This window comes from Actinomycetota bacterium, from assembly GCA_035540895.1.
Classification (GTDB): Bacteria; Actinomycetota; JAICYB01; order JAICYB01; family JAICYB01; genus DATLFR01.
Genome location: DATLFR010000072.1, coordinates 9,457 through 31,046, shown reverse-complemented (window position 1 = coordinate 31,046; position 21,590 = coordinate 9,457). Strand labels below are relative to the sequence as shown.

General features: G+C 71.3%; 20 protein-coding genes. 19 read left to right on the top strand and 1 reads right to left on the bottom strand.

Going from position 1 to position 21,590, the window contains the following annotated elements:
- From VM840_04200 to argH, 19 genes are all read left to right on the top strand, one after another.
- The coding region (locus tag VM840_04200; GenBank protein ID HVL80778.1) for a riboflavin synthase at positions 1-410 on the top strand (410 nt) is incomplete at its 5' end.
- Between the two features lie 12 nt (positions 411-422).
- On the top strand, positions 423-1,628 hold the full coding sequence (locus tag VM840_04195; GenBank protein HVL80777.1) for a bifunctional 3,4-dihydroxy-2-butanone-4-phosphate synthase/GTP cyclohydrolase II: 1,206 nt from the start codon (positions 423-425) through the stop codon (positions 1,626-1,628).
- A 1-nt stretch (position 1,629) separates the two neighbouring features.
- Positions 1,630-2,097 (top strand): 6,7-dimethyl-8-ribityllumazine synthase, encoded by a 468-nt coding sequence (ribH, locus tag VM840_04190; protein ID HVL80776.1) that lies wholly within the window; start codon positions 1,630-1,632, stop codon positions 2,095-2,097.
- Positions 2,097-2,972 (top strand): ATP phosphoribosyltransferase, encoded by an 876-nt coding sequence (gene hisG, locus VM840_04185; protein HVL80775.1) that lies wholly within the window; start codon positions 2,097-2,099, stop codon positions 2,970-2,972. Before ribH ends, hisG begins: the two co-directional genes overlap by 1 nt.
- A 240-nt stretch (positions 2,973-3,212) precedes the next feature.
- Positions 3,213-3,758, top strand: a complete 546-nt coding sequence (infC, locus tag VM840_04180) for a translation initiation factor IF-3 (GenBank protein HVL80774.1) — start codon at positions 3,213-3,215, stop codon at positions 3,756-3,758.
- Positions 3,745-3,930 carry a 50S ribosomal protein L35 gene (gene rpmI / locus VM840_04175; protein HVL80773.1) on the top strand — a complete coding sequence of 62 codons (186 nt, stop codon included), beginning with the start codon at positions 3,745-3,747 and terminating at the stop codon, positions 3,928-3,930. The genes infC and rpmI overlap by 14 nt, the downstream gene beginning before the upstream one ends.
- A 36-nt stretch (positions 3,931-3,966) precedes the next feature.
- Entirely contained in the window at positions 3,967-4,341 is a 375-nt protein-coding gene (gene rplT, locus VM840_04170) for a 50S ribosomal protein L20 (protein ID HVL80772.1), read from the top strand.
- A gap of 5 nt (positions 4,342-4,346) precedes the next feature.
- Positions 4,347-5,396: an ATP-binding protein gene (locus VM840_04165; GenBank protein ID HVL80771.1), complete on the top strand. Its 1,050-nt coding sequence runs from the start codon at positions 4,347-4,349 to the stop codon at positions 5,394-5,396.
- Complete coding sequence (gene pheS, locus VM840_04160) at positions 5,393-6,454, top strand: phenylalanine--tRNA ligase subunit alpha (GenBank protein HVL80770.1); 1,062 nt, start codon at positions 5,393-5,395, stop codon at positions 6,452-6,454. The genes VM840_04165 and pheS overlap by 4 nt, the downstream gene beginning before the upstream one ends.
- Complete coding sequence (gene pheT, locus VM840_04155) at positions 6,454-8,844, top strand: phenylalanine--tRNA ligase subunit beta (GenBank protein HVL80769.1); 2,391 nt, start codon at positions 6,454-6,456, stop codon at positions 8,842-8,844. Before pheS ends, pheT begins: the two co-directional genes overlap by 1 nt.
- 90 nt (positions 8,845-8,934) lie before the next feature.
- Complete coding sequence (locus tag VM840_04150; protein ID HVL80768.1) at positions 8,935-12,036, top strand: glycosyltransferase; 3,102 nt, start codon at positions 8,935-8,937, stop codon at positions 12,034-12,036.
- 53 nt (positions 12,037-12,089) lie between these two features.
- On the top strand, positions 12,090-13,100 hold the full coding sequence (argC, locus tag VM840_04145; protein ID HVL80767.1) for an N-acetyl-gamma-glutamyl-phosphate reductase: 1,011 nt from the start codon (positions 12,090-12,092) through the stop codon (positions 13,098-13,100).
- The gene (argJ, locus tag VM840_04140) at positions 13,097-14,281 is read left to right on the top strand and encodes a bifunctional glutamate N-acetyltransferase/amino-acid acetyltransferase ArgJ (GenBank protein ID HVL80766.1); all 1,185 of its coding nucleotides are present in this window, start codon (positions 13,097-13,099) and stop codon (positions 14,279-14,281) included. Before argC ends, argJ begins: the two co-directional genes overlap by 4 nt.
- A complete protein-coding gene (gene argB, locus VM840_04135) occupies positions 14,278-15,144 on the top strand; it encodes an acetylglutamate kinase (protein HVL80765.1) in 867 nt (288 codons plus the stop codon). Before argJ ends, argB begins: the two co-directional genes overlap by 4 nt.
- Positions 15,144-16,283, top strand: a complete 1,140-nt coding sequence (locus VM840_04130) for an acetylornithine/succinylornithine family transaminase (GenBank protein HVL80764.1) — start codon at positions 15,144-15,146, stop codon at positions 16,281-16,283. The genes argB and VM840_04130 overlap by 1 nt, the downstream gene beginning before the upstream one ends.
- Positions 16,280-17,203, top strand: coding sequence for an ornithine carbamoyltransferase (gene argF, locus VM840_04125; GenBank protein ID HVL80763.1), 924 nt, complete (start codon positions 16,280-16,282; stop codon positions 17,201-17,203). Before VM840_04130 ends, argF begins: the two co-directional genes overlap by 4 nt.
- Entirely contained in the window at positions 17,203-17,682 is a 480-nt protein-coding gene (locus tag VM840_04120) for an arginine repressor (protein ID HVL80762.1), read from the top strand. Before argF ends, VM840_04120 begins: the two co-directional genes overlap by 1 nt.
- Entirely contained in the window at positions 17,679-18,884 is a 1,206-nt protein-coding gene (locus VM840_04115) for an argininosuccinate synthase (protein HVL80761.1), read from the top strand. The genes VM840_04120 and VM840_04115 overlap by 4 nt, the downstream gene beginning before the upstream one ends.
- Positions 18,881-20,302 carry an argininosuccinate lyase gene (gene argH / locus VM840_04110; GenBank protein HVL80760.1) on the top strand — a complete coding sequence of 474 codons (1,422 nt, stop codon included), beginning with the start codon at positions 18,881-18,883 and terminating at the stop codon, positions 20,300-20,302. The genes VM840_04115 and argH overlap by 4 nt, the downstream gene beginning before the upstream one ends.
- Here argH and VM840_04105 read toward each other — a convergent pair.
- Positions 20,293-21,567: a Glu/Leu/Phe/Val dehydrogenase dimerization domain-containing protein gene (locus VM840_04105; protein HVL80759.1), complete on the bottom strand. Its 1,275-nt coding sequence runs from the start codon at positions 21,565-21,567 to the stop codon at positions 20,293-20,295. The two genes, argH and VM840_04105, sit on opposite strands and share 10 nt — an antisense overlap.
- Between the last annotated feature and the right edge of the window lie 23 nt (positions 21,568-21,590).

The window sequence follows — 21,590 nt, the reverse complement described above, 5'->3', positions numbered from 1 at the left end:
GGCTGGGGGTCGGCGACGAGGTCAACCTGGAGCGGCCCGTCCGGGCGGGGGCCGAGCTGGGGGGACACGTCGTCCAGGGTCATGTGGACGGGGTGGGGCGCGTCGGGTCGGTGCGTGAGGCCTCCGGTGGACGCGAGGTCGCGTTCGAGGTCCCCCCCTCGCTCGGGCGCTACCTGGTCGAGAAGGGGAGCGTGACCGTCGACGGGGTCAGCCTCACCGTCACGCGCGCGGAGCTGTCCTCGTTCGAGGTCGCCCTCGTCCCCCACACGCTTCGAGCGACCACCCTCGGCCGCCTGGAGGAGGGGAGCCGGGTGAACGTCGAGGTCGATGTCCTGGCCAAGTACGTGGAGAAGCTGGTCCAGCCGTACGCGGAGGCGGCCCTCCAGGCCGACGACGCAGGCTACCTGTGAGGAGAGAGAGAGATGGGATTCATCGAGGTACCGGAAGCTATCGAGCGCATACGGCGCGGCGAGATCCTGATCGTCGTCGACGACGAGGATCGCGAGAACGAGGGCGACCTGACCATGGCCGCCGAGCTGGTCACGCCGGAGGCGATCAACTTCATGCTCCGCCACGGGCGCGGCCTCGTCTGCATGCCTTGCGACCCGGCGCGCCTGGACGAGCTGCACATCGAGCCGATGGTGGCCACGAACACCTCGTCGCACGAGACGGCGTTCACCGTCTCCATCGATCACCGGAGCGTGACCACGGGGATCTCCGCCCACGAGCGCGCGGTCACGATCCGCAAGATCGTCGAGCCCGACGCGAAACCAGGCGATTTCATCCGTCCCGGACACGTCTTCCCCCTGCGCTCGCGCGAGGGCGGGGTCCTGCGGCGGGCCGGACATACGGAGGCGGCCGTCGACCTGGCCCGGCTGGCGGGTCTCGCGCCCTGCGCGGTCATATGCGAGGTCCTCAACGAGGACGGGACGACCGCGCGCCTCCCCGACCTCGAGCGCATGGCGGAGGAGCACGACCTCCCCATCATCTCCATCGCGCAGCTGATCGCCTACCGGGGCCGGTCCGAGAAGCTCGTGAAGCCCGTCGCGAAGACCACCATCCCCACCCCCTACGGGACCTTCCGCTCGGTCGCCTACGAGTCGATCGTCGACGGGCGCACGCACGTCGCGTTCGTGATGGGGGAGCCGGGAGGCAAGGAGGACGTCCTGGTCCGGGTGCACTCGGAGTGCTTCACCGGGGACGTCATCGGGTCGCTGCGATGCGACTGCGGGTCGCAGCTCCGCCTGGCCCTCCAGAAGATCGGGGAGGTGGGGGAGGGGGTGCTCGTCTACATCCGCGGCCACGAGGGAAGAGGCATCGGGCTGCGGCACAAGCTGGAGGCCTACGAACTGCAGGACGAGGGGATGGACACGGTCGAGGCCAACGAGCACCTCGGCTTCCCCCCGGACCTGCGCGACTACGGGATCGGCGCGCAGATCCTGGTGGACCTCGGGATCACCACGATGCGATACATGACGAACAACCCGGCCAAGCGGGCCGGCATGGACGGATACGGGCTCAGCATCGTGGAACGGATCCCTCTCCAGACCGCGCCTACGGACGAGAACATCGCGTACCTCCGTGCGAAGCGGGACCAGCTCGGACACATCCTCGACCTGGAGGACTGATATGCAGATCAAGGGCAGCTTCGACGGGACCGCACTCCGCGTAGGCGTGGTGGTGGCCCGGTTCAACGACCTGGTGACGAGCAGGCTGGCCGAAGGGTGCCGCGAGGCGCTGGAGCGCCACGGCGTGGGTAGCGTGGACTGGGCGGAGGTGCCCGGCTCCCGGGAGCTGCCGGTCGCGGCGCGGGCGATGGCGATGTCCGGACGCTACGACGCAGTCGTGGCCCTCGGCTGCGTCATCCGGGGGGAGACCGTCCACTTCGACCTGGTCGCCCAGGAGGCGAGCCGCGGCCTCGGACAGGTGGCCACCGACAGCGGCGTCCCGGTCCTGTTCGGCGTCCTGGCCACCGAGACCCTGGAACAGGCGCTTCAGAGGGCAGGGGGCAAGGTCGGCAACGCGGGATGGGATGCCGCCGTGGCCGCGATCGAGACCGCCACGCTCGTCTCCCGCGTGGAGAAGGGCGAGGCCTGATGCTGCGCCTGGTCCTCCCGAAGGGTTCGCTCGAACGGGCCACGCTCGACCTGTTCGAGGCGGCCGACCTCCCGGTCCTGCGGGCGTCCGAGCGCGGCTACTCGGGGTCGATCGACGACCCGCGTGTGAGCGAGGTGTCGATCCTGCGTCCCCAGGAGATCCCGGTCTACGTCGAGGAGGGCCGTTTCGACCTCGGGATAACCGGCCAGGACTGGGTGGCCGAGCGGGAGTGCGACGTGGTCGAGGTGGCCGAGCTTCATTACTCCAAGGCCACGCCCCGACCCATCCGTCTCGTGCTGGCGGTCTCGGCCACGTCCGGGATCGAGAAGCCCGACGAGCTGCCGCCCGACTTGACCGTGTCGACGGAGTACCCGGGGATCACGCAGCGGTACTTCGATCGACTCGGTATCCCGGCCCGGGTGGTCCTGTCCTACGGAGCCACCGAGGCCAAGGTGCCCGACATCGTGGACGCCATCGTCGAGATAACCGAGACGGGCTCGACGCTGCACCGCAACGGTCTGCGGATCATCGACACGCTGATGGAGTCGTGGACGGTGCTGATCGCCAACCGCAAGACGATGGAGGACGCCGGGAGTCGACGGGCCGTGGACGAGCTCCGCATCCTGCTGGACGGAGCGGTCCGGGCGCGGGGGAGGGTGCTGGTGAAGCTGAACGTCGCGGACGGCCAGCTCGACGACGTCCTTCGGATCCTCCCGTCGATGAAGGCGCCGACCGTGTCCAAGCTCGCGGACGGAACGTCCTACGCCGTGGAGACGGTCGTGGACAAGCACCGGATCAACCTCCTCATCCCGGAGCTCAAGGGAGCGGGGGCGACCGACATCATCGAGCTCCCGCTGTCGAAGATCGTGCCGTAGGCCGCCCGGCGGTCGGGAGCCGGGGGTCCTCCCTCCCGGCGGGTGGTTGGGGTAGACTGGCCGCGGCCAAGCAGGGGCCCGTGCCCCTCACCTCCACCAGTGGATGGTCCGGGGGTTCGACGAGACGGGGCATCCCGTCTGAGCGGACCCTGCGTGGTCCGCTTTCGTTTTGTCCGGAACACCGAGGAGTGATGCGGCATACGGCAGGATCGGCGCAGCAGTAGCGGACCCGAGCACCGGATCAACGAGCGCATCCGCGCGAACGAGGTCAGGGTGATCGGCCCGGAGGGGGACCAGCTGGGGATCATGCGCACCCCCGACGCGTTGGCCAGGGCGCGCGACCACGACATGGATCTCGTCGAGGTGGCGCCGATGGCCGACCCGCCCGTCTGCCGCATCCTCGACTACGGGAAGTTCAAGTACCAGGAGTCGATCCGGGCCAAGGAGGCGCGGAAGAAGCAGGCGTCGATCACGGTCAAGGAGATCAAGTTCCGACCGAAGATCGGCGTCCACGACTACGAGACCAAGAAGGGCCATATAGAGCGTTTCCTGGGCTCCGGGAACAGGGTGAAGGTGACCGTCTGGTTCCGGGGACGCGAGATGGCCCACACGGAGCTAGGCGAGAGGATCCTGCGGAGGCTGACCGAGGAGCTGAGCGACATCGCGACCGTCGAGGCGTACCCCAAGCTCGACGGGAGGAACATGACGATGATGCTGGCGCCGGTCCGCACCCGCAAGGAGACGGGTAAGCCGGGAGGTACCGATGCCGAAGATGAAGCCGAATAAGGGAGCCGCCAAGCGGTTCCGCATCACGCGCACCGGGAAGGTCCGGCACCGCAAGGCGTGGGGAGCCCACCTCATGAAGTCGAAGAGCGCCTCGCGTCAGGTCCGCCTCAAGGGGACCGAGAACCTGCCCGAGGGCGATGCCCAGCAGGTTCGGAAGATGCTCGGTAAGTAGCACCGAGCCCGATCCGCGGAAAGGAGTTGAGCCTCGATGCCGCGCGCGAAGTCGGGTGCTGCCCATCGCAACAAGGTCCGTAACGTCCTCGGTCAGGCGAAGGGCTACTACGGCTCCCGCGGCCGCCACTACAAGGCGGCCAAGGAGCAGGTCATGCACTCGCTGGCGTACGCCTACCGCGACCGCCGCAACCGCAAGCGCGACCTGCGACGGCTGTGGATCACGCGGATCAACGCCGCCGTGCGTGAGCACGGCATGTCGTACAGCCGCTTCATCGCGGGCCTGCGCTCCGCCGAGGTGGAGGTCGACCGCAAGATCCTGGCGGACCTCGCCGTGCGCGACCCTGAGGCTTTCGCGGCGCTCGTCGCGGTAGCGAAGTCGGGTCTGGAGGCGGGGACGACCGGGGAGTGACGCCGATGGCGTCCGCGTCCGACGTTCTCGACATCCTCCCGGACGCGGTCGTCGTCCTCGGCCCCGGACCGCGCATCGAGTACCTGAACCGGGCCGCGGAGGGTCTCCTAAGCACGTCGGCCGAGAAGGCGTTGGGACGCCCCTCCGGGGAGGTCTTCGTCCTCCGCGACTCCTCCGGCCGCAGGCTCGACGAGTGTCTGCCTCTCGGCCGCCGGTCGCCCATCAGTCGGGGCATCCCTGAAGGCGACTACGAACTGGCGCGCAGCGGAGGGTACCTCCCGGTGTCGCTGCTGGCCGCCTACCAGAAGGCGCCGGACGGCACCGTGGAGCGGGTCGTGCTCACCATGCGGAGCGCTCGCGCCCGCCGGGGGATGGACCTGCGGACGGTCGAGCTGATCTCGACCGTCTCCCACGAGATCCGCTCGCCGCTCACCTCGGTGAAGGGGTTCACCCAGACCCTCCTGAAGCGTTGGGACCTCTTCGACGACACAGCCAAGAGGGAGATGCTGGCCGCGGTGAACGAGGACGCCGACCGGGTGAAGAGGCTCATCGACGAGCTCCTCGACGTCTCCCGGCTCGAGAGCGGCCGGCTCAAGCTCAACCTCCAGGCGGTGGACGTCCCGGCGCTCGTGACGAAGGTGACCGAGCGCATGCGGGACCGGTCGGGCGAGCACAGCCTGGAGACCGAGGGGGACCCCGACGTCCCGAGCGTCCAGGCCGACCCGGACAAGGTGGAGCAGGTGGTCACCAACCTGGTCGAGAACGCCCTGAAGTACACGGACGGGGGGCGGGTGACGGTCCGGACGCGGGCTTCGTCGAACGGCGTGTCGGTCTCGGTGTCCGACGAGGGGGAAGGGATCCCGGCCGTCCACCTGTCCAGGCTGTTCCGGAAGTTCTACCGGCGCGACCGGGCCGGGAGCCCGACCGGCACCGGACTGGGCCTGTACATCTCCCGTCGGCTGATCGAGAGCCACGGCGGCGAGCTCGTGGCCACCTCGGAGCCGGGAGCCGGGTCCACCTTCACCTTCACCCTTCCGGTGGAGGGTCCGACGTGAGCTCGGTGGTCTCCGAGCTCGAGGCGATCCGGGACGAGGCCGCCGCGGCGATCGGGTCCGCCGCCGACCCGGGCGCCCTCGAGGAGGCGCGCGTGCGGTACCTCGGCCGCAAGGCGCGGCTCGTCCAGATCGGCCGCACGATGAAAGACCTCCCGATCGAGGAGAAGCGCCTGGTCGGACCGGCGCTGACCGCGATCCGCGCGGGTCTCGAGGATCTGGTGCGCGCCCGCGGCGTCGAGCTCGAGCGGGAGGCGGAGGCCGAGCTGCTCGCCACCGACCGGGTCGACCTGACCTTGCCCGGCCGCCGGCCGCGGCGGGGCGCACCGCATCCGCTGGTCGAGGTCGTCCGCTCGCTCGAGGACGTGTTCGTCGGCCTCGGCTACGAGATCGCCGAGGGCCCCGAGGTCGAGACGGAGTGGAACAACTTCGAGGCGCTGAACATCCCGGCCGACCACCCGACCCGCACGGATATGGACAGCTTCTACGTCGTGGATCCGCTCGCGGCCCGGTCGGCGCTCCTTCGAACCCACACGTCCCCCGTCCAGATCCGGACGATGGAGACGCGTCAACCGCCCATCTACGTCGTAGCGCCCGGACGCGCCTACCGGCGCGACGAGACCGACGCGACGCACTCACCCGTGTTCCACCAGATAGAGGCTCTCGCCGTCGACGAGGGCCTGTCGATGGCCGACCTCACCGGGACCCTCGACGCCTTCGCGCAGGGAGCCTTCGGGTCGGGAACCAGGATCCGTCTCGTCCCGACCTTCTTCCCGTTCACCGAGCCGTCCGCCCAGCTCGAGGTCTCCTGCCACCTCTGCGGGGGGGCCGGGTGCAGCCAGTGCGCATCGGGCTGGTTGGAGATCGGCGGTGCGGGGATGGTCGACCCGGCCGTCTTCGAGGCCGTCGGCATCGACCCGGAACGGTACACCGGCTTCGCGTTCGGGATGGGGATCGAGCGGGTGGCGATGATCCGCTACGGCATCACCGACATCCGCCTGTTCCTGGAGTCCCCCCAGCAGTTCCTCGACCAGTTCCGCGGCCTCCCGCTGGTGCGCTGATGCGCGTCCCCGTCTCCTGGCTGCGTGAGCTCGTCGACGTGGACGTGGCGACCGATGTCCTGGCTGAACGCCTCGCCTTGGCCGGCGTGGGCGTGGAGCGGATCGAGCGGATGGGGGAGGACGTCTCCGGCATATACGTGGGAGACGTCCTGTCCGTCCGCGACGTCGAGGTCTCGGAGAAGCTGTGCGTGGCCGAGGTCGACGCGGGTCCCCGAGGGCGGTATCAGATCGTCGCCGGAGCCAAGAACTTCTCGGTGGGCGACCGGGTCCCGGTCGCGCTCCCGGGAGCCAGGGTGACCACGCTCGACGTGCCGATCTCCGTCCGTCCGATGCCCGGCGGGCTCGAGTCACAGGGGATGCTCTGCTCCGCGAAGGAGCTCGGCGTCTCCGACGACCACGGGGGGATCCTCGTCCTCGGTCCCGATGCCCCGGTGGGAGCCGACGTGCCGGAGATGCTCGGGCTGCGCGATGAGATCCTCGAGCTCGAGATCACGCCGAACCGGCCGGACCTGCTGTCCGTATTCGGGGTGGCGAGGGAGGTGGCGGTCCTGTTCGGCGGGTCCGTTCGTCCGGAGGCGGCCTCCCACCAGGCGGACGGTCCGGACGTGGCCACGCTGACGCGTGTGGACATCGAGGCCCCCGAGGGGTGTCCCCGGTACCTGGCGATGGTCGTGGAGGGGGTCGTGTACGACCAGAGCCCGCTCGCCGTCCAGCGCCGCATCGCCGCCTGCGGGATGCGTCCGCTCGGGAACCTGGTCGACGCGACGAACTACGTCCTGCTCCTCACCGGCCAGCCCCTGCACGCCTTCGACCTCGACCGGCTGGTGGAGGAGCGCATCGTGGTCAGGTGGGCCCGCGCGGGCGAACGGATGGCCACGCTCGACGGTGTGGACCGTGACCTCGCGCCCGACGACCTGGTGATCGCGGACGCCTCCGCCCCCCAGGCGCTCGCCGGGGTCATGGGCGGGGCGTCCAGCGAGGTCTCGTCCACCACCTCGCGCGTGCTCATAGAGTCGGCGCACTTCACGCCGGCCGTCATCGCACGTACCGCCCGCAGGCACGGGCTCGTCACCGAGGCCTCCAGGCGCTTCGAACGCGGGGCCGACCCGGGGGCGGTCCCGGGGGCAGCCGCCCTCTGCGCCGAGCTCATGAGGCTGTGGGCCCAGGGCACCGTCGCCCAGGGACAGGTCGACGTCGGATCCGTCCCGCCCCGGGAGACGATCACGCTCCGTCGCGCCCGCGCGGACGCCCTCATCGGGATCGGGGTCGAGGCCGCGGAGACGGACCGCCTCCTCGCCGGTCTCGGATGCGACGTGCGACCCCACGAGGACCGGGCCGAGGTGCTCCCGCCGTCATGGCGCCCCGACCTCACGCGCGAGATCGACCTGATAGAGGAGATCGCCCGCCTCCACGGGTACGACGCGGTGCCGATGCGCGTGCCCACGGGCGCCCGCGGCTTCCTCACCCCCGCGCAGACCCTGAGGAGGCGCGTGCGTGACGTCCTCCTGGGAGCCGGGCTCACCGAGGTCGTGCTCACGTCGTTCGTCTCCGACGACGACCTGGCCGCGTCGGGAGAGAGGGGAGAGCCCCTCCGTGTCTCCAACCCCCTCTCCGTCGACCAGGAGGCCCTGCGCCCGAGCCTGATCCCCGGGATGCTCAGGTGGGGCCAGCGGAACACGGCCCGCGGCCTGCGTGACCTCGCCGCCTACGAGATCGGTCAGGTCTTCTCAGCCTGGGCCGACGCCGACTCGCCGCTGCCTCCGGAGTCGCTGCGGCTCGGTCTGCTCGTGGCCGGGGACGCCTCGTCGGGGGCCTGGCACGAGACGGCCCGCCCCGCGGACGAGCTCGACGTGAAGGGGATCCTCGAGGTCCTGCTCGCGGAGCTGGGCGTCACGGCCTGGACGACCGGTCCGTGCGACGAGATGCCGCTCCACCCCGGACGGTCGGCGACGATCTCGTTGGACGGCGCCGTGGTCGGCAGGTTCGGCGCGCTCCGACCGAGCGTCGCCCGCGCCTTCGACCTGGAGGGCACCCCGGCCGTCGCCGAGATCGAGCTCGAGCCGCTCATCGCGGCCGCGCCGGCGGCCCTGTCCGTCGTCGACCTCCCGCGGATGCCCGCCGTCCGACGCGACATCACGTTCGTCCTCGACGAGCACGTACCCTCCGCGGCGGTCGAGGCGACCATCCGGGCCGCCGCCGGTCCGGCCCTCGAGCGCGTCGCGCTGCGCGATGTCTACACCGGGGAGCCCGTCCCGTCCGGGAGCCGGGCCCTCACCTACCGGATCGTCCTGCGCGCGGCGGACCGCACCCTCACGGACGCCGAGGCGGACGAGGTGCGGGCGACCGTGGCGGAGGCCGTCCGGACCCTGCACGCTGCGCAGCTGCGCTGACTAGTCCCACGACCACCCGTCCGGGCCATCGGGGGCCCGGTGCACCGCGCCGACCTTTGGGGGAGACGCGGCCACCAGACGGGGGATGGGATGAGACACAAGGTAGAGGAGAGCGACTCGCGCGCGCGCTGGGGGCGGTGGGTGCACCCGATCCTGCTCGCGTACTCGGCCGCCATCCTCGGGTTCGTCTGGCTGACGAAGGACCTCACCGTCCACGGGGTCGTCCACGATCCCCTCTTCGCCGGCTACTCGGTCGCCGTGGTCGTCTACATCCTGGCCCGGTTCGCCTTCTCGCTCTTCTACCGCCCCGTCCCCGACGTGGGGTACCGGCCCACGGTCTCCATCGTGATCCCCGCCTTCAACGAGCAGGACGGGATCGCCGAGACGATCCGCTCCTGCCTCGACGTCGACTACCCGCCCGAGCTCCTCGAGGTCGTGGTCGTGAACGACGGGTCCAGCGACAGGACCTGGGACGTGATCTGCGAGGTCAAGGCCGGGCGCCCGGAACTGGGGGCGGTCGACCTCGGGCGCAACCACGGCAAGCGCAGCGCGATGGCCGAGGGGATCAGGCGGTCCTCCGGGGACATCATCGTCTTCGTCGACTCCGACTCGTTCCTGGAGCCGGACGCGGTGATCCACATCGTGCAGCCGTTCAGTCGGGATGACGTCGGCGCGGTCGTCGGACACGCGGACGTGGCGAACTCGATGACGAACTGGCTGACCAAGATGCAGCAGGTGCGGTACTACGCAGCGTTCCGGGTGATCAAGGGGACCGAGTCCCTGCTGGGGGGCAGCGTCACCTGCGCGTCCGGGTGCTGCTCGGCCTACCGGCGGGCGGCGATCCTCCCGGGTCTCGACGACTGGGAGTTCCAGAGCTTCCTCGGGAGACCGGCGACCTTCGGCGACGACCGGGCGCTGACGAACCGGGTCCTGCAGGCCTGGCGGGTGGTCTACCAGGCGTCAGCGCTCTCGCGGACGACCGTCCCGGAGTCGCTGCGGGTTTTCCTCCGCCAGCAGCTGCGTTGGAAGAAGTCGTGGCTGCGGGAGTCCTTGACCGTCTGCCGGTACTTCTGGCGCAAGCACCCGGTCGCCGCGCTCATGACGTACGCATCCATCGCCTTCCCCCTCGTGGCGCCCTTCGTCGTCGTCCGGGCGGTGGCGGCGCGGGTCGTCTCGGGTCAGACGACCGGCCTGTGGTTCTACCTGATCGGGACGTACGCGATGGCGCTCCTGTACTCGCTGTACTACGCGGTCCGGCGCCGCAGCGGCCTGTGGCACCACGGACTCAGCTTCGTGGCCATCTACATGACCGTGCTCGTCTTCCAGACCTACTGGGCGATGTTCACCATGCGGGACAACCGATGGGGCACCCGCGCCTCGAGCGTGCACCACGACCGGATCGACCCCGACCGGATGACCGTGCTCCCGGCCCAGCCCGACGGCCCCGCGAGGACCTCCGCGAGGGTGGCCGTCGCCCATCCTCGGGTCCGCAGCTGGACCCGTCAGGCCGTGGCCGGGCTCCTCATGCTCCCGATGTCCACCCTGCCCTTCGGCGCGTACTTCCACGGCACCGACGAGGGAGCGATCCTGTGGGCGAAGGCTGCCACCTCGATCGCGCCACCCACGGTCGGGGGGCTCGACGAGCGGGAGACGGCCTGGGCGCGGCATAACGCCCCCACCTACGAGGGCCCGGTCGCGCTCCTCGTCTACCACGGGGTCGGGACCCGTCCTTCGCCGACCACCGTCTCCCCGCAGGCTTTCGTCGACCAGATGTCCACCCTGGCGGCGGCCGGGATGAACACGGTGACGGCCGAGGAGGTCGCGCTCTGGTCCGTCGGGCTCTACCGGCTCCCACCCCGTGCCGTCATGGTCAGCTTCGACGACGGCCGGACCGACGCCCTGCTGTACGGGGACATCGTCCTGTCCGAGCTCGGGATGCGGGCCACCATGTTCGCCATCTCGAAGGCGGCGGACGAACCCGGGATCTACTACTCGTCCTGGGAGGAGCTCGCCGCGTACGCCGCCTCGCGGCGCTGGGACATCCAGTCGCACACGACCGATCTGCACCGCGAGCATTCCACGACCGGGGGCCGGTCCCTGCCCGCCCTGACGTCTGTGGGGGAGGGGGAGACGGTCGAGGGCTACGCGCAGCGCGTCCGGTCCGACCTCTCCGTCTCGATCCAGACCATCACGGAGCGGGCCGGGCGTCCCCCCGTCGCGTTCGCCTTCCCGTTCGGGGCGTACGGCGGACGGTACGACGACCGGCAGAGCGGACGCGAGACGTCGCGCATCCTCGACCGCGCGGTGAGGGAGAGGTTCGCGGTCTCCTTCAACCAGGACGACCAAGCCACGTGGCGCCTCGCGACATGCGCGGACGACCCCCACCGGCTCCGCCGCCTCGAGGTCGGGGAGTGGCCGGGCCGGGAGCTGCTCGAGCGGATACGCGGTGCGGCGGACCAGACCCAACAGGGTGCCGACTGCGAACGGGCGGTCGGGGTCCGGACCGGAGGCGAGGGGATGCCGCGGGTGGCAGCGGACCTACGGGCCGGGCTGCTGCGCCTGGCGAAGGACCGTCCGCCCCCGCCCCATCCGGCTCCCAGGTCGTCGATCGCGGCTTCGGCCGGGGACGCGGTGTCCGGTTGCGCGGTGGCGGGAGCCGAGTGCAGCATCCTGGCCGACGTGGAGCGTCTCATCGAGCACGTCGAGAGGCTGAACCGCGAGGTGGTGGCGCGCCGGACCTCCTCCCGCCCGTCACCCTCCGGTGCGGGCGGTGCCGTCCAGCCGAGCTCCCGGACCGCCCCGCTAGCGCTCGGGTCCGCGAGCGGAGGCGCATCCGCGCCACCGCGGTCGGGCGGCGGGACGGTGCAGCCTCCGTCGACCGGCGGCGGGGGCTCCACGAAGCCGCCCTCGAGCGGAGGCGGGTCATCGCAGCCCCCCTCGAGCGGAGGTGGGGGGTCCACGAAGCCACCGTCGAGCGGAGGCGGGTCATCGCAGCCACCCTCGAAGGGCGGCGGGGGGTCCACGAAGCCCCCCTCGAGCGGAGGCGACGGGTCCAAGCCGCCGTCGAGCGGAAGCGGCTCGACGAGACAGCCGTCGAACGGCGGAGGGCCCGGGAGACCCGCGAGCTCCTCCGGTTCTCCGGGGACCGGTGCGGGGAAGGCGATCGCCGGTCCGTCTCCGTCCCGCCGCTGACCTCGGGGCGCCCGTGATCCGGTCAGCATGTATATTCATACTTGCGTATGGATATGCGACGGGTGCGGGTTGGCGTCTACGGGGCCTCCGGGTACACGGGGGCCGAGCTCCTGCGCTACCTCGACCGTCACCCGGTCCTCGATGTCGTCTGGGCGACGGCTGGGTCCAACGCGGGCCGCCGGGTCATCGACGTCTCCCCACACCTGGTCCGCCTGGCCGATCTCGAGCTCCAGCCGATGGACGCTCCACCCCCCGAGCTCGATCTCGCTTTCCTGGCGCTGCCCCACGGTGCGGCTGCGGTCCGGGGCCGCGACCTGCTCGCGGCTGGGGTCCGGGTCGTGGACCTGTCCGCCGACTGGCGCCTGTCCGACCCGACGCTCTACGGGTCCTGGTACGGCTGGAGCCACCCGGCTCCCGACGAGCTGAGCGAGTGGGTCTACGGCCTACCGGAGCTCCACCGTGACCGGATCGCGGGAGCCCGGGGCATCGCCAACCCGGGCTGCTACCCGACGGCCGCCGTGCTCGCTCTGCAGCCCCTCGTCTCCGCGGGTCTCGCCGTCCCTCCGGTCGTGGTGGACGCCGCGTCGGGCATCAGCGGGGCGGGCCGGAAGGTAGACGCCGACTACCTGTTCACCGAGCTCGACGCCTCGTACTCGGCGTACGGGGTGGGCCGTCACCGGCACACCCCCGAGATCGAGCAGGAGCTGGGGGTGCCGGTCACCTTCACCCCTCACCTGGCTCCCATGAGCAGGGGCCTGCTCGCGACCTGCTACGCCCACGCTCCCGGCGCCGACGAGGGTCGCCTGCGAGAGACGCTCGAGCGCGCGTACGGGGGGTCACCGTTCGTGCGTGTGGTGTCCGGACAGCCTTCGACGAAGCAGGTCTGGGGAACGAACCTCGCTCTGATCGGCGTGGGACACGACGCGCGCACCTCGACGGCCGTCGTCACCTGCGCCATAGACAACCTCGGCAAGGGGGCGGCCGGACAGGCCGTCCAGAACGCCAACCTGATGCTCGGGCTGGCCGAGACCTGCGGCCTCGAGGCGATGGCGGTGCACCCGTGAGCGTGACCGCGGCGCAGGGTTGGAGGGCGGCCGCCGTGAGGGCCGGCATCAAGCCGAGCGGCGACCTCGACCTGGCTCTCGTCGTCTCCGACGCGCCCGCTACCGTCGCCGGAGCCTTCACTACGAACAAGGTGGCCGGGGCGCCGGTCCAGCTGTGTCGGCCGCGCGTGGCAGGCGGGCGGGCCCGGGGCGTCGTCGTGTCCGCCGGCATAGCCAACGTGGCCACCGGGGAGGCGGGCCTGCGGGACGCGGAACGGATGGCGGACGCGGCGGCCGACGCGGTGGGCGTGTCCAGGGCCGAGATGCTCGTGTCCTCCACGGGGCTCATCGGTCCGCGGATCCCGATGGACCGCGTCCTCCCCGCCATCGGCGATGCCGCGGCCGTCCTCTCGACCGACGGCGGAGAACCGGCGGCGCGGGCGATCATGACCACGGACACCAGGCCGAAGATGTCCGTCCGCCACCTCGATCTCGACGGGCGCCGCGTGACGGTGGGCGGCATGGCCAAGGGAGCCGGGATGATCTGTCCGCGCATGGCCGCCGCGCAGGCAACCATGCTCGTGTTCATCACGACCGACGCAGTGGCGTCCAAGGCCACGCTAGCCGCCGCTATCGGCGCCCACCTGGACACAACGTTCAACTCGATCACGGTCGACGGGTGCACCTCGACGAGCGACACGGTGCTGCTCTTCGCCAACGGCGCGTCCGGCGCCGACGTCGACGGGCATGCGGGGTTCGTGGATTCGGTCGGGGAGGTGATGGCCGAGCTCGCCTACGCGGTGGTGGCGGACGGGGAGGGCGCCTCGAAGGTGATCCGGATACGGGTGAGCGGGGCGGCCAGCGACGACCAGGCCCGCGTCGCGGCCCGCGAGATCGCGAACTCCGTCCTGTTCCGGGCGGCGATATGGGGCGGGGACCCCAACTGGGGCCGGGTCGCCCAGGCCCTCGGGCAGGCGCCCGGGCTCGAGCTCGACCCCGATCGGCTCGACGTGACGATCGGCGGGGTCCTCCTCGCTTCTCGCGGGGAGCAGACCCGGCGGGAGGACGAGGCGGCCGCCACCCTCGAGGCGTCCGAGGTGGTCGTCGAGGCCGAGCTGGGGCGGGGCTCCGGCGCCTGGGAAATCCTGACGTGCGACCTGAGCCCGGACTACGTCCGGTTCAACGCGGACTACACGACATGAACACCACCCTCATCGAGAAGGCGCGCACCCTGACGGAGGCCCTCCCGTACATAAAGCGCTGGTCCGGACGGACCGTCGTCATCAAGTACGGCGGCAACGCGATGCAGGATCCGGGCCGGATCCGGTCCTTCGTCGGCGACGTCGTCCTCATGCACCACATCGGGATCAGACCGGTGATCGTGCACGGCGCGGGACCCCAGATCTCGGAGATGCTCTCCCGCCTGCAGCACGAGACCCGGTTCGTGGACGGGTACCGGGTGACGGGGGAGGCGGAGCTGGACGTCGTCCGCATGGTGCTGCAGAAGACGAACAAGGAGCTCGTCTCCCTCGTGAACGGCCACGGCGACCTGGCCGTCGGGATCTCGGGGGAGGACGGGAACCTGATACGGGCCCGCCGGATGAGCGCCCCGTCGGGGGCCGACCTCGGGCTGGTCGGCGTCGTCGAGCGGGTGGACCCCCGGGTGCTCAACGAGCTCCTCGCGGCGGGGTTCCTGCCGGTCGTCGCCCCCATGGGACTCGACCCGGACGGACAGGCCCTGAACATCAACGCGGACCTGACGGCCGGCGCGGTGGCGGCCGCCCTCGGGGCGGCCAAGCTCGTCTACCTCACCGACGTGGAGGGGCTGTACGAGGACCTGTCGGACGCGGGATCGGTGCTCTCACGGGTCGGGACCGCCCAGCTGCGGGAGCTCCTGGCCGGCGGCTCCCTCTCGGCCGGCATGATCCCGAAGGTCACCTCGTGCGTGGAGGCCGTGGAAGCCGGGGTCGAACGCGCCCACATCCTCGATGGACGGGTTGAGCACGCCCTGCTCCTGGAGATCTTCACGGACCGCGGCGTGGGCACGATGGTGGAGGCCTCTTGATGTCGTCTCTCATGGCCAACTACCGGCGGTTCGACGTCGTCCTCGAACGCGGCGAGGGGTCGTGGCTGTACGACACGGAGGGACGGCGCTACCTGGACTGGCTGGCCGGGATCGGGGTGAACGTCCTCGGCCATGCCCACCCGGCGGTCGTGGCCGCGATACGCGAGCAGGCGGGGGTGCTGGTGCACACGTCCAACCTCTTCCACACCCCGCAGGGCGCGGCCGCCGCCGAGGCGGTTGCCGGCCGTCTCGGGGGTGGATCGGTCTTCTTCTGCAACTCGGGAGCCGAGGCCGTGGAGGCGGCCCTGAAGCTCGCCCGTCGCCGGGCCTGGAGGGCGGGGGAGGCCGACCGCTTCGAGGTCGTCTGCGTGCAGGGATCGTTCCACGGACGGACGTACGGCGCCCTCGCGGCCACGATGCAGCCCGCTAAGCAGGAGGGGTTCGGACCGCTCCCGGCCGGGTTCGTCTCCGTCCCCCCGAACGACCTGGACGCGCTCCGCGCGGCCGTGTCCGAACGGACCTGCGCGATCCTGTTCGAGCCCGTTCTCGGGGAGGGAGGCGTCCTGCCCGTGGAGCGGGCCTGGGCGCAGACCGCCCGAGCGCTCGCAGACGAGCACGGCGCGCTCGTCGTATGCGACGAGGTCCAGACGGGTGTCGGTCGGACAGGGCGCTGGTGGGGGTTCGAGCACCTCGCCATCCGTCCGGACGCGGTGACGCTCGCGAAGGCGCTCGGCGGGGGGCTCCCGGTCGGCGCCCTGTGGGTGGACGACCCCCACTCGGAAGTCCTGCAGCCGGGGGACCACGCCACGACGTTCGGTGGCGGACCGCTCGTCTGCGCGGTCGTCCGGACCGTGCTCGAGACGGTGGACCGGTCCGGGCTCGTCGAACGGGCGGCGCAGGTGGGGGAGAGGATCCGCCGCGGCCTGTCCGACCTGGGAGCCGTGCGTGGCCACGGCCTCCTGCTCGCCCTCGACCTCGGCGAGCCCGTGGCGCGCGAGGTGGTGGAGCGGGCGCTATCGGCCGGCCTGATCGTGAACGACGTGAGCCCGACGGCCATACGCCTGGCTCCCCCCCTGGTGCTGACCGACGACGAGGCGGAGACGGGGATCGACCTCCTGCGGCGGGCGGTGGCGGGATGAGGCACCTGCTCCGGACGGCCGACCTCCGGCGCCACGAGCTGACCCGGCTCCTCACCCTCGCCGTGGAGCTGAAGGCCGACCCCTTCTCCCGGCTCGACCTCGGACGCGGGCGTTCCGTGGCGATCCTGTTCGAGAAGCCCTCGCTGCGCACCCGTTTCTCGCTCGAATCGGCGCTCGCCCGGCTCGGCGCCCACCCGATCGGCGCTTACGACCAAGAGGTCGGGGTCGGGACCCGGGAGCCGGTCACCGACGTCGGCCGCGTCCTGGACCGCTACGTCGACGCGGTGGTGATGAGGACCTTCGCGCACATGCGGCTCGAGGAGCTCGCATCGGTCTGTGAGACCCCGGTCGTGAACGCCCTCTCGGACGCGCACCACCCGCTGCAGTCGCTGGCCGATCTCATGACGGTGGCCGAGGCGTGCTGCGCATCCGATCCGGCGGCGCTGTCCGGGGTGCCGGTGGCTTACGTCGGGGACGGCAACAACGTCGCCCACTCGCTCATCGAGGCTTGCGCCCTGGCCGGGATGCCGGTCCGGATCGCCTGCCCCCCGGGGTACGAGCCCGACCCGGACGTCGTGGGGTGGGCCCAGGAGGCCGGGGGAGAGGTCCTGCTCACGGACGACCCGATGGAGGCGGCCCGGGGCGCGGCCGCGGTGTACACCGACGTGTGGGCGTCCATGGGGCGCGAACACGAGGCCGAGCGCCGCCGGGCCCTCTTCGAGCCGTACCGCGTCACCCGCGAGCTGATGGGGGCAGCGTCGCCCGAGGCCGTCTTCCTGCACTGCCTCCCCGCCCACCGGGGCGACGAGGTGACGGCCGAGGTGATCGACGGTCCGGCGTCGCGGGTCTGGGACCAGGCCGAGAACCGGCTCCACACGGCGGCGGCCGTCTTCGCGACGATCTTCGGAGGAGCCTCCTGATGCCCCGCAGCTCCGCTCCCGACCGGGCGTCGCGAAGGCGGCGTCTGCTCGAGTTGCTCCAGGAGGGGTTCACCGGTACCCAGGACGAGATAGTGCAGGCGCTGCGGGCGCAGGGCTTCACCGTGACGCAGGCGACCGTGTCCCGCGACCTGGACGCGCTGGGCGCCGTGCGCCGCCACGAGGGGGATCGGTTCGTCTACGCGCTCCCGTCCCGCAACGGGCCCCCGGAGGGACTGAGCAAGCACCTCCTGGCCGAGCTCCTCGTGGACCTGACCTCGTCGGGCAACATGGTCGTCGTCCGCACCTTCCCGGGGATGGCCTCGACGGTGGCCGCGATCATCGACGCGACACGGCCCACGGGCGCGATCGGGACGATAGCCGGCGACGACACGGTCTTCGTGGTCGCGGACGAACGGACCGGCGGGCGGAGACTGGCCGAGCGGATACGCAGGCAGGCGGACGAGAGAGGAGCATCGTGAGCGACAAGTGCGTCCTCGCCTTCTCGGGCGGGCTCGACACGTCGGTGTGCGTGGCCTGGCTGCGCGAGAACCACGGCTACGACGTGGTGGCCCTCACCGTCGACGTCGGACAGGGAGCCGAGCTCGAGGGGCTCGAGGTCCGGGCGGAGGCGGCGGGCGTGTCGGAGCTCGTCGTCGTCGATGCCCGCGAGGAGTTCGTGACCGGGTTCTGCTGGCCGGCGCTGCGCGCCAACGCCCTGTACGAGGGCCGCTACCCGCTCGTGAGCGCCCTCTCCCGCCCGCTCATCGCCAGTCACCTCGTTCGCGTCGCCCGGGAGACGGGCGCTACGGCGATAGCCCATGGCTGCACCGGGAAGGGGAACGATCAGGTGCGCTTCGAGACGTCGATCGCCGCCCTCGGACCCGATCTCACCGTGCACGCACCCATACGGGAGACCGGGATGCAGCGCGACCAGGCGCTCGCGTACGCGGCGGAGCGCGGCATCCCGGTAGTCGCGACGAAGGAGAAGCCGTACTCGGTGGACGAGAACCTGTGGGGGAGGGCGATCGAGTCGGGGGTCCTGGAGGACCCGTGGACCGCACCCCCCGACAAGGACGTGTACGAGTTCACCCTGTCACCCCAGGAGGCTCCCGACGAGCCCGCGGAGGTGGTGATCGGCTTCGAGGCAGGGCTGCCGGTCTCGGTGGACGGCGAGGCCATCGGTCCGGTCGAGATCGTCCGACTCATGCAGGAGCTCGCCGGCCGCCACGGGGTGGGGCGGATCGACATGATCGAGAACCGGCTCGTGGGGATCAAGTCCCGCGAGGTGTACGAGGTGCCGGCCTCCCTCGCGCTCATCACCGCCCACCGCGACCTCGAGGACCTGGTCCTGGAACGTGATCTGGCCCATTTCAAGCAGTCGGTCGAGCTGCGCTACGCGGAGCTCGTCTACAACGGGTTGTGGTTCTCCCCCCTGAAGCGGTCACTCGACGCCTTCGTCGACTCGACCCAGGACGCGGTGACGGGGGAGGTGCGGCTGCGCCTGCACAAGGGGACCGCCCGCCCGACGGGGCGGAGGTCGGAGCGCGCGCTCTACAGCCCGGAGCTCGCCACCTACGGGTCCGAAGGGGACGCGTTCCGCCATGACGCCGCGGCCGGGTTCATCACCCTGTGGTCGCTCCCCGTCCGGGTCTGGGCGCAGCGGGGAGGCGCGGGCAGTTGACCCTGTGGAAGGGCAGGATCCCGGGAGGGCTCGCTCCGGAGGCGTGGAGGTTCCTGCACTCCCTGCCCCACGACCGCCACCTGTGGCCGGACGACATCGTGGGCACGATGGCGCACGTCAGGGCGTTGGAGGACGCGAGGGTCCTGACGCGTGAGGAGGCGCGGTCGATGCTGGACCGGCTCTCCGAGCTCCACGGCCATCCCGAGCTGATCGACGAGACCGACGAGGACGTCCACTCCGCGATAGAGCGCCTCCTCACCTACGCGCTCGGACCCCTGGGAGCCAAGGTGCACGCCGGCCGTTCCCGCAACGATCAGGTCGCCACCGCGATGAGGCTGCGCACGAGGCGGGAGGTCCTCGCGGTGTGGGAGGCGGTCGTGAAGCTGGGTGAGGCGATAGCGACCCGGGCCGGGGAGAACGTCCGGACCCTCGCCCCCGGCTACACGCACCTGCAGCGCGCCCAGCCGGTGACGATCGGACACTGGCTCGCCGCCCACGGGTTCGCCTTCCTGCGCGACGCCGACCGGCTCCGCGAGGCCTACCGGGCGGCCGACGTAAGCCCGCTCGGCGCCGGCGCCCTGGCCGGGAACACCCTCGGGACCGACCCGGCCGTCGGGATGAAAGCCCTCGGGTTCTCGCAGCGCTTCCGCAACTCGATCGACGCCGTCTCCGATCGCGACTACCTGTGCGACGCGGCGTACGCGGCCACGATGGCGGGGAGCCACCTGTCCAGGCTCGCCGAGGAGCTCGTCCTATGGTCCAGCACCGAGTTCGGGTTCGTCCGGCTCCCGGACCGCTACGCCACCGGGTCGAGCATGATGCCGCAGAAGCGCAACCCCGATGTGGCCGAGCTCGCCCGGGCCCAGGTCGGGACGGCGGCCGGCGCGCTGGTCGGCCTCCTACTGGTCACGAAGGGGCTCCCGCTGGCCTACGACCGCGACCTCCAGGCCGACAAGCAGAACCTCGGGGACGCCTTCGCCTCCGTCGAGGCGGCCTTCACGGCCATGGCGGGGCTCGTCTCCGAGATCGGGTTCGACACCGAGCGGCTCGCCGCCGCGTGCTCGGACGACGCCCAGCTGGCCACCGACCTCGCCGAGGCGCTGGTCGGTCGCGGGGTGCCGTTCAGGACCGCGCACGAACGCGTCGCCCGCCTCGCCCGCGGACCTGGCTCCCTGAGGGAGGCGCTGGAGGCCGAGCCCGACGCGATGGACCCGCTCACCCAGGGGGAGGCGCTGGCCCTGCTCGAGCCTGCAGCCGCGGTCCAGAGACGCACCACGCCTGGGGGTCCGTCCGCCGCATCGGTGAAGCGGCAGGTCTCGACGCTCTCGAGGCACCTGGCGAAGCACCGGGAGCTGATCGGGGGACTCGTCCGGACCCAGCCTTCCCCCGCGTCGGTGCGACGGCGTCGTCAGACGTAGCCGCGGAGCCGCGCCGCCCGGGCCACGCGTTCGACGCCCAGCCCGAACGCCGCCTCGCGCCAGGACATCCCGTCCGACTCGTGGGCCTGCCGGAACGCGTGGACGTCGGCGAACATCGTGGACATCACCCGCTGCAGCTCCCCGTTCACCCGGTCCTCGGGCCAGCGGTACTGCTGGATGTTCTGCGTCCACTCGAAGTAGGACACGGTCACCCCGCCCGCGTTGGCCATGATGTCCGGGATCACCACGACGCCCCGGTCGACGAGCTCCTCGTCTGCGGTCGGGGTGACCGGGTGGTTCGCCGCCTCGACCACGAACCGCGCCTGAACCTTCGAGGCATTGCGGTCGTGGATCACCCCCCCGAGCGCCGCCGGGATCAGCCAGTCGACCTCGAGCAGGAGCAGGTCGTCGTTCGAGATCGGGTCCGCGCCTGGGAAACCGACCACCGAACCGGTCTCCCGCTGGTGGCGCAGCAGCGCCTCCACATCGAGGCCGCCGGGGTCGTGGATCCCGCCCCGCACGTCCGAGACCGCCAGCACCTTCACCCCGAGCGGCGCGATCAGCTTCGCAGCCCACGACCCCACGTTGCCGAACCCCTGGATGGCGGCCGTGGTCCCCTCGAGCGCGATCCCGTGCAGCTTCGCGGTCTCCTCGACGCTGATGACGACGCCGCGCCCCGTGGCCGCATCACGACCCAGCGACCCGCCCAGCTCGACCGGTTTCCCGGTGACGATCCCGGGCGTGTACCCGTACCGCTGGCCGTACGCGTCCATGATCCACGCCATCGTCTGGGCGTTCGTGTTCAGGTCGGGAGCCGGGATGTCGCGGTTGACGCCCAGGATGTAGGAGATGTTCAGCGCGAACCGGCGCGTCAGCCGCTGGAGCTCGCCCTGGCTCATCATGTACGGCTCGCACTGGACACCGCCCTTCGCGCCGCCGAAGGGGAGGTCCACGAGGGCCGTCTTCCACGTCATGAGGGCGGCGAGGGCGCGCACCTCGTCCAGGTCGGCCTCCGGGTGGTAGCGGATCCCGCCCTTGTACGGTCCGCGCGCCCCGTTGTGCTGGACGCGGTAGCCCTCGAACACCATCAGGCTCCCGTCGTCCATGCGGACGGGCACCTGCACGGCGATCTCCCGGTAGGACGTGCGCAGCACGTCGCGCATCTCGTCCTCGAGCGCGAGCAGGTCCGCCGCCCGGTCGAAGAAGTGGGTGACGGCCGCGTACGGGTTCGTCTCGGTAGGTGGCGCCTTCCTGGCTACGACCATCTCACCCCTCCCCTCCGACGGCC

What these genes read in the sequence shown, in the direction of transcription:
- rpmI (HVL80773.1), top strand. Translation starts at nt 3,745, where the DNA reads ATGAAGCCGAATAAGGGAGCCGCCAAGCGGTTCCGCATCACGCGCACC.
- VM840_04165 (HVL80771.1), top strand. Translation starts at nt 4,347, where the DNA reads ATGGCGTCCGCGTCCGACGTTCTCGACATCCTCCCGGACGCGGTCGTC.
- rplT (HVL80772.1), top strand. Translation starts at nt 3,967, where the DNA reads ATGCCGCGCGCGAAGTCGGGTGCTGCCCATCGCAACAAGGTCCGTAAC.
- argC (HVL80767.1), top strand. Translation starts at nt 12,090, where the DNA reads ATGCGACGGGTGCGGGTTGGCGTCTACGGGGCCTCCGGGTACACGGGG.
- argF (HVL80763.1), top strand. Translation starts at nt 16,280, where the DNA reads ATGAGGCACCTGCTCCGGACGGCCGACCTCCGGCGCCACGAGCTGACC.
- VM840_04195 (HVL80777.1), top strand. Translation starts at nt 423, where the DNA reads ATGGGATTCATCGAGGTACCGGAAGCTATCGAGCGCATACGGCGCGGC.
- VM840_04130 (HVL80764.1), top strand. Translation starts at nt 15,144, where the DNA reads ATGTCGTCTCTCATGGCCAACTACCGGCGGTTCGACGTCGTCCTCGAA.
- argB (HVL80765.1), top strand. Translation starts at nt 14,278, where the DNA reads ATGAACACCACCCTCATCGAGAAGGCGCGCACCCTGACGGAGGCCCTC.
- VM840_04120 (HVL80762.1), top strand. Translation starts at nt 17,203, where the DNA reads ATGCCCCGCAGCTCCGCTCCCGACCGGGCGTCGCGAAGGCGGCGTCTG.
- VM840_04150 (HVL80768.1), top strand. Translation starts at nt 8,935, where the DNA reads ATGAGACACAAGGTAGAGGAGAGCGACTCGCGCGCGCGCTGGGGGCGG.
- pheT (HVL80769.1), top strand. Translation starts at nt 6,454, where the DNA reads ATGCGCGTCCCCGTCTCCTGGCTGCGTGAGCTCGTCGACGTGGACGTG.
- hisG (HVL80775.1), top strand. Translation starts at nt 2,097, where the DNA reads ATGCTGCGCCTGGTCCTCCCGAAGGGTTCGCTCGAACGGGCCACGCTC.
- VM840_04105 (HVL80759.1), bottom strand. Translation starts at nt 21,567, where the DNA reads ATGGTCGTAGCCAGGAAGGCGCCACCTACCGAGACGAACCCGTACGCG.
- ribH (HVL80776.1), top strand. Translation starts at nt 1,630, where the DNA reads ATGCAGATCAAGGGCAGCTTCGACGGGACCGCACTCCGCGTAGGCGTG.